Raw genomic sequence first — 16,642 nt, 5'->3', positions numbered from 1 at the left:
GCGTTGCACCATAGACGCAGTGCCAGCGGCGGCGGCGCATAAAGCCAGAAGGCTGGCCAGGAGAGGTGGGAATGATGCTTGACCAGGCGATCAACGCCTCTGGCACGGTTCATGACCGGCTAACAGCGCGAACCGTCGCAATCCTGTTCTTCTGCGCTTTCTTCATGCTGATCGAAGGGCTGGACCTCGCTGCAATGCCGCTCGCCGTGCCGCGCGTGAGCGCGCAATGGGGCCAGCCTCCCTCTGCCTTCGCCCTCAGCCTGTCCGCCGTCCTGATAGGCATCGGTCTCGCGTCGGTGTTGCTCGCCCCGCTGGGGGAAAGGTTCGGCCGCAAGCGCATGATCGTCTGGACGGGCATGCTGGCGGCGGGGGCTACTTTCGGCACCGCCACAGCAGACAATGTCTCGGCGTTCGTCGTCTGGCGCTTGCTGACCGGCATCGGCCTTGGCGCGTGCCTGCCCAATGTCACGGCCAGCGTGGCCCACATCGCGCCCGTGCATATGCGCGCCAGAATTCTGGCGATCGTCAATACGGCGATCCCCGTGGGGTCGGTGATGGCCGCACTGATTGTTGCGCCGGTGGTGAGAATAGGCAATTGGCAGGCGCTGTTCGTGATAGCGGGGCTGCTGACGCTGATCGCAATAGCCGGTCTGGTGATCCTGATGCCGTCGCATCAGCAGGCGATCCCGTCTTCGTCCACCACAACCAGGCGGCAGCCTTCAGCCTCTCCGCTTTTTGAGCTATTCTTGCCTGCCCACCGGATCAAGACATTGCTGCTCCTGGGGTTGGCGACGACCAATACGTTTCTCATCTATATGATGATAAATTGGCTGCCGACCCTGTTGCCTCGTGGTGGCATGCCGGTAGACACGGCCGCGCGGCTCAGCGGATTGTTTCAGTTTGGCGGCATCGTGGGCGGCTTTTTTTTCGCCTATCAGTTGGATCGGGGTCGCGCGGTCAGGACGTTCGTTGGCGGATATCTTTGCGCAGCCGCCGGACTAATCGGCATCGCCGTCACTGCCTATAGCGGGACGCTCTGGGCACTGTTGCTACTGGCCATAGGCGTAGGAATTTCCGGGGCCCATATCGCCATCACCATTTTTGGGATGATTTTCTATCCGCAGCATCTGCTGTCCAGCTTTGTCGGCCTGTCAATCGCCGTCACGCGATCGGGTGCGATCTGCGGGCCGTTGGCCGGCGGCTGGCTGGTCGCTCATGTAGCAGGTGTCGGCGGCTTCATGCTCGCCGCTCTTATCCCTGTCGCCCTGTGCATCGCATGGGTGTTGATCATCGGCAGGGCAGAGCGAACCGGCATCATGGCGTTGCCGACAATTACCAAGGAGAATTGCGACCGTGCGTAACTGGATCAAGCTGATAGCTGCAACCACAGCAATGGTTATGCCGGCAACTGCAGTTCTTGCTAGCGACGGTAGCGTCGCCGCTCCGCAGCCGGCATTCAAGACCTATCCCGCCCGCCCGCAGGCTCCCGCCCAGGCACCCAATATCCTCATCGTCCTGACCGACGACGTCGGTTTCGGGGCAAGCAGCACCTTTGGCGGACTCATTCCCATGCCAAATTACGACGCACTGGCGGCGCAGGGTGTTCGATACAATAATTTCCACACGACCGCGATGTGCTCCCCGACGCGCGCCGCGCTGCTGACCGGCCGCAATCATCACCGGGTGGGGTTTGGCGCCATATCCGAGGTGTCGATAGATGCGCCCGGCTATAACGCGTCCATTCCGAAAACTGCCGCGACGATTGGTCAGGTGTTAAAGGCCCATGGATATGACACCTCCTGGTTTGGCAAGAATCACAATACGCCTCCCTGGGATTTGACGCCCTACGGGCCGTTCGACCGATGGCCACTAGGGCTGGGCTTTGACTATTTTTACGGTTTCAATGGACCGGCAACCAGCCAGTTCGCGCCGATCCTGACCGAAAATCTCAACACCATCCGTCCCTATATCGGCAAGCCTGACTATATTCTGGATCGCGATACGGCCGATCATGCGATCCAGTGGCTGGGCGGGCAGAAGTCGTTGCGCCCAGATGCGCCTTTCCTGATGTATTGGTCGCCCGGTACAGCGCATGGCCCTCAGCAGGCACCCAAGGAGTGGATCGCCAAGTTTCGCGGCAAGTTCGATATGGGCTGGGACAAGCTGCGCGTCGAGATATTCAAGCGGCAAAAGGCAATGGGCGTCATTCCCAAGAATGCGCGCCTCAATCCGCGTGAAGCCGCTCTCCCGGCATGGGATTCCCTTACGCCCGAGCAGCAGAAAGTGTCGGCGCGGATGATGGAGGTTTACGCCGCCCAGCTCGCCTTCTTCGACGATCAATTCGGCCGGTTATTTGGCGAACTCAAGCGGCTTGGCGAATATGACAATACGCTGATCATCTACGTTCAGGGCGACAATGGCTCGTCGGAAGAGGCCGGGCCGCGGGGTACGAACAATGAATATGCCTCAATGAACAACAATGATCCTGAATGGGATCAGATGATTGGCAAGGAAGACAGTCTGGGCGGGCCGCACAGCGCGGGCGTGTATCAGGCGGGATGGGCTTATGCGATGAACACGCCCTTCCAATATTCCAAGCAGGTTGCGTCACACCTTGGCGGCACGATGAACGGCATGGTGGTATCCTGGCCGGGCCATGTCGCCGACCAGCGGCAGACCCGTGGGCAGTTCACCCATGTTATCGATATTGCGCCGACCGTCTACGAAGCGATCGGCATTACTCCGCCCACGCAGATGAACGGGGTCGATCAGATGCCGATCGACGGCGTGAGTTTTGCCTACACCTTTCGTGAGGCAAAGGCCGCGAACCGCCATACTGAGCAATATTTCGAACTGATGGGCAATCGCGGTTTTTATAAGGACGGTTGGCTCGCCAATACGGTCCCGGCACGCCCGACATGGGATCATAGTCCGACGCATGTCGACCCGCTCGCATTCAAGTGGGAATTATACGATCTCAATCGGGATTATTCGCAGTCCGTCAATCTGGCGGCCAGACATCCCGAAAAGCTCGCCGCGTTGCAGGCCGATTTCGAAACGGCTGCGAAGGCGAACAACGTCTTCCCTTTGACCTCCGATTTCTTCAGCCGTCTCGATGCCCGTTTCCGTCCGTCGATCTTGGGGGGACGCAACAGCGTGACATATTATCCCAGCACGGCGCGGTTCAACTATGGGGCCTTCCCCAGCCTGATGCGGACCGGATGGTCAGCCAGCGCACAAGTAGATGTTCCATCGGCAGGAGGGGACGGAACCCTGGTCGCGCAAGGCGGCTGGGCGATGGGCTGGGGGCTTTTCGTGATCAACGGCAAGCCGGTTTTTCTCTACGATCCTTCCGATCACGATACCGCCATCCGGCTGAGCGGGTCTGAGTCACTCTCCCCAGGCACGCATAGCATTATGGGGCGTTTCGTCCCGGACGCCATGCCGGGCCGGGGAGGGACATTGGAACTGTCGGTCGATGGCAAGGAAGTGGCTCGCCAGACTACACCCATGTCGTCCTCTTTCCTCGGCCTTGCCGGCTCCGTTGGGCAACTGGGTGATGAATCTGTCGCCGACGATATGGAACTGCCCTTTGCCTATCAAGGGCGGCTGCTGTCCGTAACCATCAGCCAGGAGAAGGAAACCGGCGCGCGATAGAAATATCCGGCCCGGTTGCCCCCTGTGGGTGCACACAGGAACAAGTCGCCAAGCGTATGAGCCAATATGCACTGCGCTCAAGTTGGCCGGATACCCCCTCTGGCACGACGGCGCGCTTGATTACCGACTAACGGCGGAAAGCAAAGGCCTTCGCAAGCAGGGTCGACAAGAAGATTGGGAAAGGACTGATGATGCGGCAAGGGTATCTGAAGCGGGTGCGTGCGCGATTGGCGAAGGATATGGCGCGTGTGATTGCCGCCGGCCTCGTCGCCTCCCTCAGTGGGCAGGCTTTGGCACAGGCTGGTGGCGACGCGGCATCTGCGCAGCAGCAGCAGCAACCGCTGCGCACACAGGCTGACGGGAGCTGGCGCTATTATCCCAATATTCCCAAGGCACCCAAAGGCGCTCCCAATGTCCTGCTGGTGTTGACCGACGATGTCGGTTTTGGCGCGTCGAGCACGTTTGGCGGGCCGATCCCGACGCCCAATTTCGACATGCTCGCGCGCAATGGACTAAAATACACGCAGTTTCACACGACGGCCATGTGTTCGCCCACGCGGGCGTCGCTGCTGACCGGACGCAACCATCATGCGGTCGGATCCGGATCGATCAGCAACGTGTCCGTGGATGAGCCGGGCTATACATCTGTCATTCCCGACAGCGCGGCAACTCTGGGCCAGGTGCTGAAAAATAACGGTTACGACACCGCCTGGTTCGGCAAGAACCACAATACGCCAGACTGGGAACTGGGGCCGATGGGACCGTTCACGCACTGGCCGAGCGGCATGGGCTTCGATTATTTCTATGGCTTCAACGCCGCCGGGACGGATCAGGCCAATCCGCCGTTGCTTGAAAATCATATCGGCGTCCGCCGTGATCCCAACGATCCCAACTATATCTTTGAAAAGGACATGGCCGACCATTTGCTCGCCTGGATGAGCGCGCAAAATGGCTCCAACCCCGACAAACCCTTCTTTGCCTATTATGCGCCAGGTGCCATGCACGGGCCGCAGCAGGCGCCCAAGGAGTGGATCGACAAGTTCAAAGGCAAGTTCGACATGGGATGGGATGTCGTCCGCGAACAGATACTTGCTCGCCAAAAGAAAATGGGTGTGGTCGCGCCCGATACGAAGCTGGCGCCGCCGTTGCCGGGTGTGCCCGCGTGGAGCAGCCTGTCTTCCGACCAGAAGCGTCTTTATGCGCGCATGATGGAGGTCGCTGCCGCCCAGCTTGCCTATACCGACGATCAGTTCGGCCGGATCATCGCGCGGCTGAAGGATACCGGACAACTCGACAACACGCTGATCATCTTCATCCAGGGCGACAATGGCGCGGCGCTGCACAATCTTCGCGGCACGAACAATGTCTATTCGCTGTTCGCAGGAATCGAGCCTTCGGACGAAGACATGTTGAAAGACATCGACCGACTTGGCAGCGAGCATGTGCTGAGCAACTATCCGGTCGGCTGGGGTTATGCCACCAACACGCCCTTCCCCTGGGGCAAGACGGTCGCGTCCAAATTGGGCGGACTGCGCGATGGCATGGTCATTTCATGGCCCAAGGGCATCGCCGACAAGGGCGGCGTTCGCACCCAATTCAGTCATGTGATCGATATCGCCCCCACCATCTATGAGGCCATCGGCATCGCACCTCCGGAAAAGGTGAATGGCGTTGTCCAGCAACCGATTGACGGCGTGGCATTAAATTATACTTTCAAGGATGCCAAAGCCCCGACCCGCCATCGCGAGCAATATTTCGAAATGCTCGGCAGCCGCGCCTATTACAAGGACGGCTGGCTGGCAGGAACAGACGTGAACTGGAAGCCTTGGGGCCCTAATAAGACCAATCCCTACAAAGCGACCTGGCAGCTTTACAATCTGAATAATGATTATTCCCAGACCGTTGATGTGTCTGCCAAATATCCCGAAAAACTCGCCGAACTGAGGGCGGATTTCGACAAGGCTGCTGCAAAGTTCAACATCTATCCCTTGTCCGCCGATTTCTTTGAACGGATCAACTCGAAATTCCGGCCGCCAGCGATCGAAGCCAATGTCGCCCATGTCTACTATCCTAGCGACATACGCTATCCGGCGGCTGCCTTCCCCGAACTGACGCCGGGCTGGGAAGCCGTTGCGAAGGTAACCGTTCAGGGCATGGAGAACGGGCCGATCCTCAACCAGGGGGGCGTGCCGTCGGGCTATGCGCTATCGCTGGAAAACGGGGTGCCGGTCTTTACGTATAATCCGTCAGGCCGGGCACAGGAGCGCCGGACAGTGAAGGGCGGCGGCGCGCTCGCTCCCGGCACTCATGAGATTTCGGTCGCATTCGTTCCTGCGGACAAGGGCTTCACGCTGACCATGAAGGTCGACGGTAAGGTGACCCAGACTGCACCTGTCGATCGCATCATTCGCATCCTTGCCGGCGAAGCGATTATCGGGCGGCCAGCGCTGGACGATCGCACCGGGCCGCGGACCTGCGGGTGTGAGATAGAGAAAGTGACGGTCGGCACGGCCAAATCATCGTGATGCTCCACTGGAACAAGGCCGGGCCCGCATGTGATGGCCCGGTCCGGTTCCGACCATCAGGGGGCCCGCGCCCCAACCAGGGATTTCGTCCGGAGATCAAGGAATGACACGCTTTTTGTTGCTCGCGGCTACTGCCTTTGCCGCAATGTCAGGGGCCGCGACGGCTCAGCCCTCCGCTGCAACGCCGACCAAGCAGGACAGGATCATCCTGTTGGGAACTAAGGGTGGTCCGGTGGTCGACCTTGAGCGGTCGGAGCCTGCTTCCCTGCTCGTCATCGGCGGCACGCCCTACCTGATCGACGCGGGCGCGGGTACCGCGCATCAGTTTGTAGCGGCCGGATTTCCAATTGGCGCGCTGCGAACAATCTTCATCACGCATCATCACCTCGACCATACGGCGGGACTGGAACCGCTGATGTCGCTCAACTGGATCGGTACGGGGCTTCGCGGCGCCAAAGGGCCGCCGGTCGAAATCTATGGTCCGCCCGCGACCGAATTCCTGGTCGACGCAGCGCTGCGCTATCTAAGCGTGTCGGAGCGGATTTTTCGCGCCGGCATCCCTAGCCTGCCACAGGCCAAGACGCGCTTTGTCGGTCACGACAAACAGCCGGGCCTGATCTATTCTGACGACAAGGTCAGGGTTACGGCGGTCGAGAACTCGCATTTCGGGCACAAGTCCGTCGGGCCTGACGGCAAGGTCGACAAAAGCTATTCCTATCGGTTCGATACGCTCAGCGGATCAGTGGTGTTCACTGGCGATACAGGACCAAGTGACGCCGTCGCTGCCTTGGCGAAAGGTGCCGACATTCTGGTCAGCGAAGTCCTGCCGCCGCGCGTCGACGCGGCGCCTGTGGACAACAGCGGATCAGTTCGCACCGAACTTGCCGCGCACATGACGCTCGAACATCTGACGCCGCAGGAAGTTGGCAAGCTCGCCGCCAAGGCTGGGGTCAAGAAGCTGGTTCTGATGCACATCGCGGGCTTCCTGACCCCTCAATCCACGCAGGTTGTCGAACAAGAAATAAGGGCGAATTACAGCGGCCCTCTCATAATCGGCAAAGATCTTCAATCGATAGATCTAGCCAAATAGAATTATAAATCGCAATACATATAATAATAATAATCTTATGAGTCATATTATATAATTTTAATAATAGACATTATATCCAAATAAATATTGGGAGGGAGTGATGAAAATTATCTCACAAAGCCATCTGCTTTTGGGAACTGCCATCTGTGCTTTGCTAACGACGCCAGCGTTTGCGCAGGCAGATGCGGCAGGGCAAAATGCCGACGGCGAAATCGTCGTAACGGCCCAGCGCCGCGAACAGCGACTGCAGGACGTGCCAGTCGCCGTTTCGGTCGTCGGCGGCGAGACGCTGCAACGCCAGAACATCACCAGCCTGAATGACATGGCGGTACGCCTGCCCAACGTACGGATTTCGACCGGCACCATCGCCAATGCGATCACGATCCGGGGCGTCGGGTCAGGGCCCAATCCCGGCTTCGAACAGTCGGTCGCAACCTTTGTCGACGGCGTCTATCGCAGCCGTTCGCGCTCCACTCGCGCAGCCTTGTTTGACCTTGAACGGGTCGAGGTGCTCAAGGGACCGCAGACAACCTTCTTCGGGGCGAACGCGATTGCCGGTGCGCTGAACATCGTCACGCGAAAGCCAGGCGAAGAATTGAATTACAATGCGGTTGCGACCTATGTTCCCTCGACCCAGGAATATGATGTGCAGATGGGGGTGGACGCGCCGCTCAGCCCATCGCTCAGCGCCCGCATTGCTGGTCGCGTGTCGGGTAGCGACGGATATATCAAAAGCAGCAATACCGGCGAAGATGGGCCGCATGACCGCACGGCCCAGGGACGTATCGCTCTCAAATGGGAGCCGGACAGCGACTTCCGGTCGGACTTGCGGATAGACGGCGCGCGCTCGCGCACCCGTGGTTCAGGGATGTACCAAGTCATCAACTGTCCTCCTCCGCCGGGCTTCGCGCTCGCCCCGATCAATGTCTGCAATCGCTATCTCAATCAGAATGGCGGCAACATTGACGACACGCTCGATTATCATTCTGCGACCGGCCCTACTCAAACCAACTATGACTTCATTGAAGGTGCATGGACGAACAGTGTCGACGTCGGCAGCGGATCGATCAACATGATCTCCGGCTATTTCTGGCATCACACCACGAACTTGGGGCAGGGCATTCCATTCCCGCTGACCGATGCGATTGGCGGGACCAATGGCTATCCCACGCGTCAGGACGAACGTTATCGCCAAGTGAGCCAGGAAATTCGCTATCAGTCTGCCACCGGCGGCACATTGGAATATATGATTGGCGGCTATGCCTCGCATGGTCGGTTGAGCACGCGAACAGTTGTTGGTTTTTCGTTCCAGCCCTTTGGCGCGCGCGACACCACGGGCACTTTCAATGCCTCCACATTATTCGCCGGTAACAATATCATTACGCAAAATGATACGACCTGGTCGGGTTTCGCGTCCGCGACCATCCGTCCGATCGAGCATTTCCGGATCAATCTGGGCGCTCGTTACTCCAGCATCCAGAAGCGTGCCCATCGTACGGCCGCGCCAGGACTGGGCGACAATCTCGCCTCGTTCGAGGGATTTCAGAGCCTTTCCCCCGCCCAGACAGCAATTGTGGCGCGGCTCTTGGCCACCAATACCGCGGACTTTGCGCGCCCGGAGCGGACCGACAATAAATTCATGCCGTCCGCAAGCATTCAATATGATCTGTCGCGCGACGTCATGATATACGCAAGCTATGCCAACGGCTTTAAGGCTGGCGGCTATAGCTTTGGGGCGCAGAACGAGGATTTCGGGCCGGAAACGGTCAACGCCTATGAACTGGGTATAAAGGGCAGCTTCCTTGACCGGCGGCTGAACATGGACCTGACATTCTATCGCAGCGACTATAAGGACCTGCAGGAAACCAGTCTTCAACTTCAGCCCAACGGGACCATCACCTCGCTGGTGCAGAATGTCGGCGCATCGCGCTCGCAAGGTGTCGAGTTCAATGCCAGTCTGCGCACAACCTCCTGGCTCACGCTCAATACCAGTGTTGCCTATCTCGACGCCAAATATACCGATTATCCCAACGGTGCCTGCACTATCCAGGCACTGGCGCAAGTCGGCGGGGGCTGTACTCAGGATCTGTCGGGCAAACGGCGCACCAACGCGCCGGAATGGAGCGGAAATGTCGGCGCACGGGCGTCTATCCCGGTCGGCAATTACAGTCTGACGGTCGATCCCTTGGTCTATTTCACGTCACGCTATTTCATGGCGGCTACCGCCGACCCGCTGCTGGAGCAGCGCGGCTATACCAAGGTCGACCTGCGCATTGGGTTCGGGCCGCAGGATGGTCGTTGGGAAGTGGCGCTGGTCGGCAAGAACCTGACCGACAAGCTGACTACGCAATATAAGCAGTCGATCCCGCTCGCACCCGGCAGCATCAGTGCCCTGGTTGACGCGCCACGAACGGTCGGCGTGCAATTGACGATCCGGTAAGCGCAACGCATCCCGGCTCATACAAGGCCGGCGCGTCCTGGCGTGCCGACACGATATGGGCCGGGAGTCGTGCCGGCCTGAGGGAATTCAAAGAGGCTTTCAGCCCAACGGACTGGCTACCAACCGCCAGTCATTTCGCGATAGGGCAGGCCCTCTTCGTCCGCTGCTCCTATCGTTTCGATCGAAGGCTGATATGTTACTACAGCCCTAAATCGCCAAATGCCGTTCGACCAGGGCGACATGCAGCCGGATACCCAGCCCCAGCACATCATCGTTGAAATCATAATGGGGGTTATGGAGTGGCGCGCCACCCTCAGGCTTTGCCTGACCCAGCCAGATATAGGCACCCTTGCAGGCTTTCAGCATGAAGGCGAAATCCTCCGATGTGAAGGCGGGGTCGGGTGCGAGCTGCGCGACGCCGACGGTCGCTGCCGCGTCGAGCGCTTCCTGCGCCGCCTGCGCATCATTGATCGTCGCGGGATAGTAACGCTGATAATCGACGCTCGCGCTCAATCCGTTGGCCAGTGCCACGCCTGCCGCAATCTCGCGGATAGATGCTTCGATCCTGTCCTGCACTTGCTCATCGAACGTCCGCACAGTGCCGCCGATACGGACTTCGGCGGGGATCACATTATGGGTATGCCCCCCATGGATTTGCGTGATCGACAGCACGGCCGACGCGGTCGGCGCGATCCGGCGCGATATGATCGCGTTCAATTGCGTCACCAGCGTCGCTGCGGCCAATATGGCATCGGGCGTATCCTGCGGGATCGCGGCATGGCCGCCGCGTCCTTCAAGCAGGATTTCGAACTTGTCGGCCGCGCCCATGATCGGGCCCGGCCGGGTCGCGATCGTGCCGGCAGGCAGATCGGGCCAGTTATGCAGACCGAACACGCGCTCGCACGGGAAACGCTCGAACAGTCCCTCCTGCACCATTTCGCGCGCACCGCCTTGTCCTTCTTCGGCTGGCTGGAAGAAGAAATGGACCGTCCCGTCGAAATTGCGGCTGCGCGTCAGCTGCTGGGCCGCGCCCAGTAGCATCGCGACATGCCCGTCATGGCCGCAACCATGGAAGGTTCCAGGCGTCTTGCTGGCCCAGGGCAGGTTGGTCTGCTCCTCGATCGGCAGTGCGTCCATATCCGCCCGCAGCCCGATACTGCGTCCCGACGTGCCGTTGCGCAGCACGCCGACCACGCCCGTACGCCCGATCCCTTCATGCACTTCGAGCCCCAGCGCGCGCAACTGCTCGGCTATCCGTCCCGCCGTGCGATGCTCGCAAAAGCCGAGTTCAGGGTGCGCGTGAATGTCGCGGCGGAACGCAACGAGCGGTTCGATCAGGTCGGTGATGTCATGCATAATCAATCAACAAGCTTCCGCTTCCAATCCTAGCGTTGCTCGCCAAACAGATGCTGGATCGGGTAATGATGTTTGATGAAGGGCGATTTGATCACGACATAGCTGAAATATTTTTCGATGCCATAATCGCTTTCCAGCATACCTTCGATGATCGACTGATAATGGCCGACCCCGCGGGTCACGAATTTCAACAGATAATCATATCCGCCGCTGACCAGATGACATTCGACAATCTCGTCCAGTTTGCGGATGCGGGTTTCAAACCGGGAAAAGTCGCCCGACCGATGTTCGGTTAGCGTCACCTCGGTAAAGACGGTCAGAAATTCGCCCAGCTTGTGCAAATTGATATGTGCGCCATAGCCGGTGATATAGCCCGCTTTCTCCAGTCGCTTGACGCGGGTCAGGCATGGGCTGGGGGACAGGCCGACGGCATCGGCCAGCTCGACATTGGTGATCCGGCCCGACTGCTGTAGCTGCGTCAGGATTTTCAGGTCGATCCTGTCCAGTCTGGGTCCGCCCAACATGTCCTTGTTCCCCCTTATATTTATCCCAGCGTCGCGCGAATATCTGCCTGTTCGAGCAAGCCGTCGAGCGTTTTCCTGATACGCGCGAATATCTCGTCCATCTCGGCATCGGTTGCGCACAGCGCCGGAGCCAGGCCGATGATATTGTCGGCAAAAGCGCGGAAGATGACGCCATTGGCATATCCATCGTTGAACAGGCGGTCGGCGACCTTGAGCGCCGGGTCAAACCGCGCTTTCGTGCCTTTGTCCGCCACCAGCTCGATCGCACCTAGCAGGCCGCGTCCACGCGTATCGCCCACCAGCGGATGGTCAGCCAGCCCGGCCAGCCCGGCATCGAATCGCGCTGCGACCTTCTGGCCGTTCGCCAATATCCCGCCTTCGGTATAAAGCCGCAACACTTCCAGCCCTACCGCCGCGCTCACCGGATGGCCCGAATAGGTCGCGCCATGGCCGATCACGACATCGGCGGCCGCGCCATCGGCAATGCCTTGATAGACTTTGTCGGACATCAGCACCGCGCCCATCGGCACATAGCCGGAGGTCAAACCCTTGGCGACGGTCATAAGGTCTGGCGTCACGCCCTCCGCTTCGCAGGCGAACATTGGCCCGGTGCGGCCAAAGGCGGTGATCACTTCGTCGGCGACCAGCAAAATATCCAGTTCGTCGCACGCCTGACGCATGGCTTTGAGCCAGCCGACTGGCGGCACGATGACGCCGCCAGAGCCCTGTATCGGCTCGCAGAAGAAGGCAGCGACATTGTCCGCGCCCAGTTCTGCGACCCTGTCCTTCAACTGCTGAACCGACCGGGCGATAATCGCTGCATCGTCCCCTTCCAGATCGCTGCGATAGGGGTAGGGCGAGCTGATATGATGCTGCCAGCGCAGCGGCAGATCGAAGTTACGATGGAAGTTGGCGAGCGCCGTCAGGCCCGCGCCGGTGCTGCTAGATCCATGATAGCCCCGCTCCAGCGCGATGCACTGTTTCTTGGCGGGCTTGCCGATGGCATTGTAATAATGGGTGATATAGCGGATCGCCGAGTCCACCGCATCCGACCCGCCCAGCGTAAAATAGACATGCTCCAGCCCCTCCGGCGACAGAGCGACGAGACGCTCGGCCAGCCGCGCGGCAGGCTCGCAACCGAAATGGAAATAGCCGGTCGCGTAGGGCAGGCGTCGCATCTGCTCTGCTGCCGCCTCGACGATGCTGTCCTGGCCATAGCCGACATTGACGCACCACAGCCCGGCAAAGGCATCTAGCACTTCGCGGCCGTCCATATCGGTCAGCCACATGCCCTTGCCGCTTTGCAACATGGTCGCGCCGCGCGCTTCATGGGCGCGGAAGGAAGTGACCGAATGAATCAGATGATCGCGGTCGATGTCCAGCAGGTTACGGTTGGATTGGTGCATCTTGGGGGTGCTCGCCATGGTGGTCATGGGACGCAGCCTATCCTTGTGACGCAGCGGGAAAGTCTCAATCGACCCGTTTACAAGCCTGCCGGGGCCGTATTGGCGAAACGGCGCGGCATATTGTGCCGCGCCGGTCCCGCTCAGGCCAGCGCGTCGGCAATGGCCTTGCCACATTCCTCGGTACTGGCCTTGCCCTTCAGGTCGCCTGTCCGCAGGGCAGGTTCGGCCAATACCGTTTCGACCGCGCGCATGATGGCAGCAGCGGCATCCGCCTCGCCCAGATGCTCCAGCATCATCGCCGCCGACCAGATCTGGCCTACGGGATTGGCAATGCCCTTGCCGGCGATGTCGGGCGCCGAGCCATGGACCGGTTCGAACAGCGACGGGTGGGTGCCATCCGGGTTGATATTGCCCGACGGTGCCACGCCGATCGTTCCGGTGCAGGCCGGGCCAAGGTCCGACAATATGTCGCCAAACAGGTTGGACGCCACCACGACGTCGAAACGATCGGGGTTCAGCACGAATTGCGCCGTCAGAATGTCGATATGATATTTATCATGGGTGACGGTCGGGTAATTTTTGGCCATCTCCTCCACCCGCTCGTCCCACCAGGGCATGGTGATGGCGATGCCGTTCGACTTTGTGGCGGACGTCACATGCTTGCGCTCGCGCGTGGTGGCCAGATCGAAAGCATAGCGCAATACCCGGTCGGTGCCGTGACGGGTCATCACCGTCTCCTGGATCACGATCTCACGATCGGTGCCTGGAAACATCTTGCCGCCGACCGAGCTATATTCGCCCTCGGTATTTTCGCGCACCACCCAGAAATCAATGTCACCCGGCTCGCGGCCGGCCAGCGGACAGGGGACGCCGGGCATCAACCGAACAGGGCGCAGATTGACATATTGATCATATTCCCGCCGGAACTGGAGCAAGGATCCCCACAGCGAAATATGATCTGGCACCGTGTTTGGCCAGCCGACCGCGCCAAAGAAGATCGCGTCAGGCTTGCCGATCTGCTCCTTCCAGTCGTCCGGCATCATCTGGCCATGTTTGGCGTAATAATCGCAGCAGGCGAAATCCTGCCATTTCTGGCCGATCGTGAAGCCATAGAGGCTCGCCGCCCGCTCCAGTACGCGGATGCCTTCGGGCATGACTTCCTTGCCAATGCCGTCGCCGGGGATGACGGAGATGTTATAGTTGCGCATGATGCCTCCTTTACGAGGGACGTGTGCCAGCGACGGCGGGAACTGGGCTAAGCGGGCGGGACGGGTGGCTCTAGATCTTCAGCCCGCCGATATGGAACGCTTTTGTCTCCAGATATTCCTCAATCCCCGCATGGGCCCCCTCTCGGCCCAGACCCGACATCTTGACCCCGCCGAACGGCGCGACTTCCATAGCGATCGAACCGGTATTGAGCGCAACCATGCCCGCCTCCAGCCGCTCGGCAACGCGGAAGGCGCGATGCAGATTTTCGGTATAGAAATAGCTGGCAAGGCCATAGCTGGTGGCGTTGGCCAGTTCGATCCCTTCATCCTCATGGGTGAAGCGGAACAGCGGCGCGACCGGGCCGAACGTCTCTTCTTCCGCCAGCCGCATGTCCCGTGTCGCGCCTGTCAGGACGACGGGGCGGGCAAAGCGCTCACCTGTCGCACCTTCGGGCGCTTGCGCAAACAGGGTCGCGCCGTGCGACAGCGCGTCGTCGACATGCGCCTTCACCTTCTCGGCGGCGGCAGTGTTGATCAGCGGCCCGATGGTGCTACCCTGCATGTCGCCCGGTGCGACCTTCAGCGCCGACACGGCCTTGGCCAGCTTCTCGGCAAACTGGTCATAAACGCCGTCCTGCACCAGAATGCGATTGGCGCAGACGCAGGTCTGGCCGGCATTGCGGAATTTGCTGACCATCGCGCTGGCAACGGCCAGATCGATGTCGGCATCATCGAATATGATCAACGGCGCATTGCCACCCAGTTCGAAGCTGACCCGCTTGATCGTGTCGGCGCACTGCCGCATCAGCAAAGCGCCTACGCGGGTCGATCCGGTGAAGGACAATTTGCGCACTACAGGACTGGCGGTCAGCGCACCGCCGATCGCTGTCGGAAGGCCGGTGACGACGTTGAACACGCCTGCCGGGAAACCTGCTTCTTCCGCCAGCTTTGCCATGGCCAGCGCGCTATAGGGCGTCAGTTCCGACGGCTTGACCACCACCGGGCAACCGGCCGCCAGTGCAGGCGCACATTTGCGCGTGATCATGGCAGAGGGGAAATTCCATGGCGTGATCGCCGCCGATACCCCAACCGGCTCCTTCATCACCAATATGCGGCGATTGGCTTCGGGGGCGGGGATGATGCCGCCGTCAATCCGCCGGGCTTCTTCGGCGAACCATTTGATAAAGCTTGCAGCGTAGCGAATTTCGCCCTCGGCTTCCGCGGTCGGCTTGCCTTGTTCGGCGGTCATGATCCGGCCCAGATCGACCAGATTGTCCATCACCAGCGCATGCCAACGCTCCAGCATCGCCGCGCGATCGCTTGCCGTCCGCGCCTTCCACGCCGGGAAGGCGGCCTCTGCCGCATCTATCGCCGCCTGGGTATCAGCCGCGCTGCAATCGGGCACGGTGCCGATGATCGCGCCGGTCGCGGGATTGTCCACCGGCACGGTCGCACCGGACGCTGTGCCGACCCACGCGCCGCCAATATAGGCGCGTTCGACGAAAAGGGCGGGGTTGGAAAGGGAAAGAGTCATCCGAGCGCCTGTGTCGTGAGAGAGAAGACTTTGATCAAGGGGTCTGTCTGCGGCATCGGCCCGCGCACCATGCGCATCACCCGGCCGACGCAGGGCAGGCCCAATTCATCGAGCCAGTTGCTCAGCGCGCTTTCTTCCGGCACGTCGAGCCGACAGAAAATCCCGCTGTTCGATCCGAGCCAGTGGGAAATCAGCGCCTTTGCGCCGCCAGTGTCCGGGGCCACCGTCGGCCCGACGACATAGCCGCGGCCAAAACGGCGGAACAGGGCAAAGCCCACCGGTTCATTGGCGCGCGTCAGCACCACGCCTTGCGCGCCTGGCACCAGAGCATCCAGCAGCGTGTCCCGGTTCATGCCGCTCGCCTGCCGCGCCAGATCATGGAGCGTCGGCATATCCTTCGCCCCCAATGGCCGCACCCGTTCGTCGGGGATGAGTTCGGCGACCGGCACGGCAAAGGCAGCCCCTTGATGCTGGAACACCGGGCCGACCGGTTCAAAGCCAAGCTTGCGATAGAGCGGCGCGCCCTCATCCGTGGCGTTGAGCAGGATCGTACGGTCGCCAAGATCGGCCATCACCGCCTCCATCAACCGGCGACCAAGCCCCATGCCCTGCGCTGCCGGCGATACGATCACCATCCCCAGCGTCGCCGCGTCGGTCCCGTACAACCACGCCATGGCCGTGCCGATAACCTCTCCGTCACGTTCCGCCACATAACCAAAGCCAAGGCTGAGCAGCATGTCCCAATCCTCGATCCGGTGCGGCCACTTCTGTTCGCTGGAAAGCGCGTGCGCAGCGGGCAGATCGTCCACGGTCATCGCCCGCAGGTCCACCATCGCCTCTATGTCTGTCGCCATGCATCTTGCTCCCCGGCGGAAATGGGTCGTCCGCCTGCCCAGATAAGG

The 16,642-nt window shown here is 60.4% G+C and carries 11 protein-coding genes; 5 read left to right on the top strand and 6 right to left on the bottom strand.

Features of this window, described 5'->3' with window-relative positions; translation table 11 throughout:
• The first annotated feature begins 71 nt into the window (after positions 1-71).
• The 5 genes from AC07X9_RS19590 (at position 72) to AC07X9_RS19570 (ending at position 9,712) form a co-directional block, all read left to right on the top strand.
• Positions 72-1,361: an MFS transporter gene (locus AC07X9_RS19590; RefSeq protein ID WP_017181886.1), complete on the top strand. Its 1,290-nt coding sequence runs from the start codon at positions 72-74 to the stop codon at positions 1,359-1,361.
• On the top strand, positions 1,354-3,657 hold the full coding sequence (locus AC07X9_RS19585; RefSeq protein ID WP_286869922.1) for an arylsulfatase: 2,304 nt from the start codon (positions 1,354-1,356) through the stop codon (positions 3,655-3,657). The genes AC07X9_RS19590 and AC07X9_RS19585 overlap by 8 nt, the downstream gene beginning before the upstream one ends.
• Before the next feature lie 188 nt (positions 3,658-3,845).
• Positions 3,846-6,182 carry an arylsulfatase gene (locus AC07X9_RS19580; RefSeq protein WP_017181884.1) on the top strand — a complete coding sequence of 779 codons (2,337 nt, stop codon included), beginning with the start codon at positions 3,846-3,848 and terminating at the stop codon, positions 6,180-6,182.
• 103 nt (positions 6,183-6,285) lie between these two features.
• Positions 6,286-7,272 carry an MBL fold metallo-hydrolase gene (locus tag AC07X9_RS19575; protein ID WP_017181883.1) on the top strand — a complete coding sequence of 329 codons (987 nt, stop codon included), beginning with the start codon at positions 6,286-6,288 and terminating at the stop codon, positions 7,270-7,272.
• A gap of 100 nt (positions 7,273-7,372) precedes the next feature.
• On the top strand, positions 7,373-9,712 hold the full coding sequence (locus AC07X9_RS19570; protein WP_017181882.1) for a TonB-dependent receptor: 2,340 nt from the start codon (positions 7,373-7,375) through the stop codon (positions 9,710-9,712).
• 207 nt (positions 9,713-9,919) lie between these two features.
• Here AC07X9_RS19570 and AC07X9_RS19565 read toward each other — a convergent pair whose 3' ends face one another.
• The 6 genes from AC07X9_RS19565 to AC07X9_RS19540 all read right to left on the bottom strand — a co-directional run bounded on the left by AC07X9_RS19565 (position 9,920) and on the right by AC07X9_RS19540 (position 16,594).
• Positions 9,920-11,068: a M20 aminoacylase family protein gene (locus AC07X9_RS19565; RefSeq protein WP_017181881.1), complete on the bottom strand. Its 1,149-nt coding sequence runs from the start codon at positions 11,066-11,068 to the stop codon at positions 9,920-9,922.
• Between the two features lie 29 nt (positions 11,069-11,097).
• A complete protein-coding gene (locus tag AC07X9_RS19560) occupies positions 11,098-11,592 on the bottom strand; it encodes an Lrp/AsnC family transcriptional regulator (protein WP_017181880.1) in 495 nt (164 codons plus the stop codon).
• A 20-nt stretch (positions 11,593-11,612) separates the two neighbouring features.
• Positions 11,613-13,025, bottom strand: a complete 1,413-nt coding sequence (locus tag AC07X9_RS19555) for an aspartate aminotransferase family protein (RefSeq protein WP_017181879.1) — start codon at positions 13,023-13,025, stop codon at positions 11,613-11,615.
• Positions 13,026-13,138: 113 nt separating this feature from the next.
• Positions 13,139-14,206: a tartrate dehydrogenase gene (locus tag AC07X9_RS19550; protein WP_017181878.1), complete on the bottom strand. Its 1,068-nt coding sequence runs from the start codon at positions 14,204-14,206 to the stop codon at positions 13,139-13,141.
• A 70-nt stretch (positions 14,207-14,276) separates the two neighbouring features.
• On the bottom strand, positions 14,277-15,740 hold the full coding sequence (locus AC07X9_RS19545) for an NAD-dependent succinate-semialdehyde dehydrogenase (RefSeq protein WP_017181877.1): 1,464 nt from the start codon (positions 15,738-15,740) through the stop codon (positions 14,277-14,279).
• Positions 15,737-16,594: a GNAT family N-acetyltransferase gene (locus AC07X9_RS19540; protein ID WP_037514131.1), complete on the bottom strand. Its 858-nt coding sequence runs from the start codon at positions 16,592-16,594 to the stop codon at positions 15,737-15,739. Before AC07X9_RS19540 ends, AC07X9_RS19545 begins: the two co-directional genes overlap by 4 nt.
• Positions 16,595-16,642 lie beyond the last annotated feature (48 nt).

The sequence above is a fragment of the Sphingobium sp. GW456-12-10-14-TSB1 genome (assembly GCF_059424385.1).
Note: the sequence above shows the minus strand (reverse complement) of the source record. Positions and strands in the feature narration are given on the sequence as shown.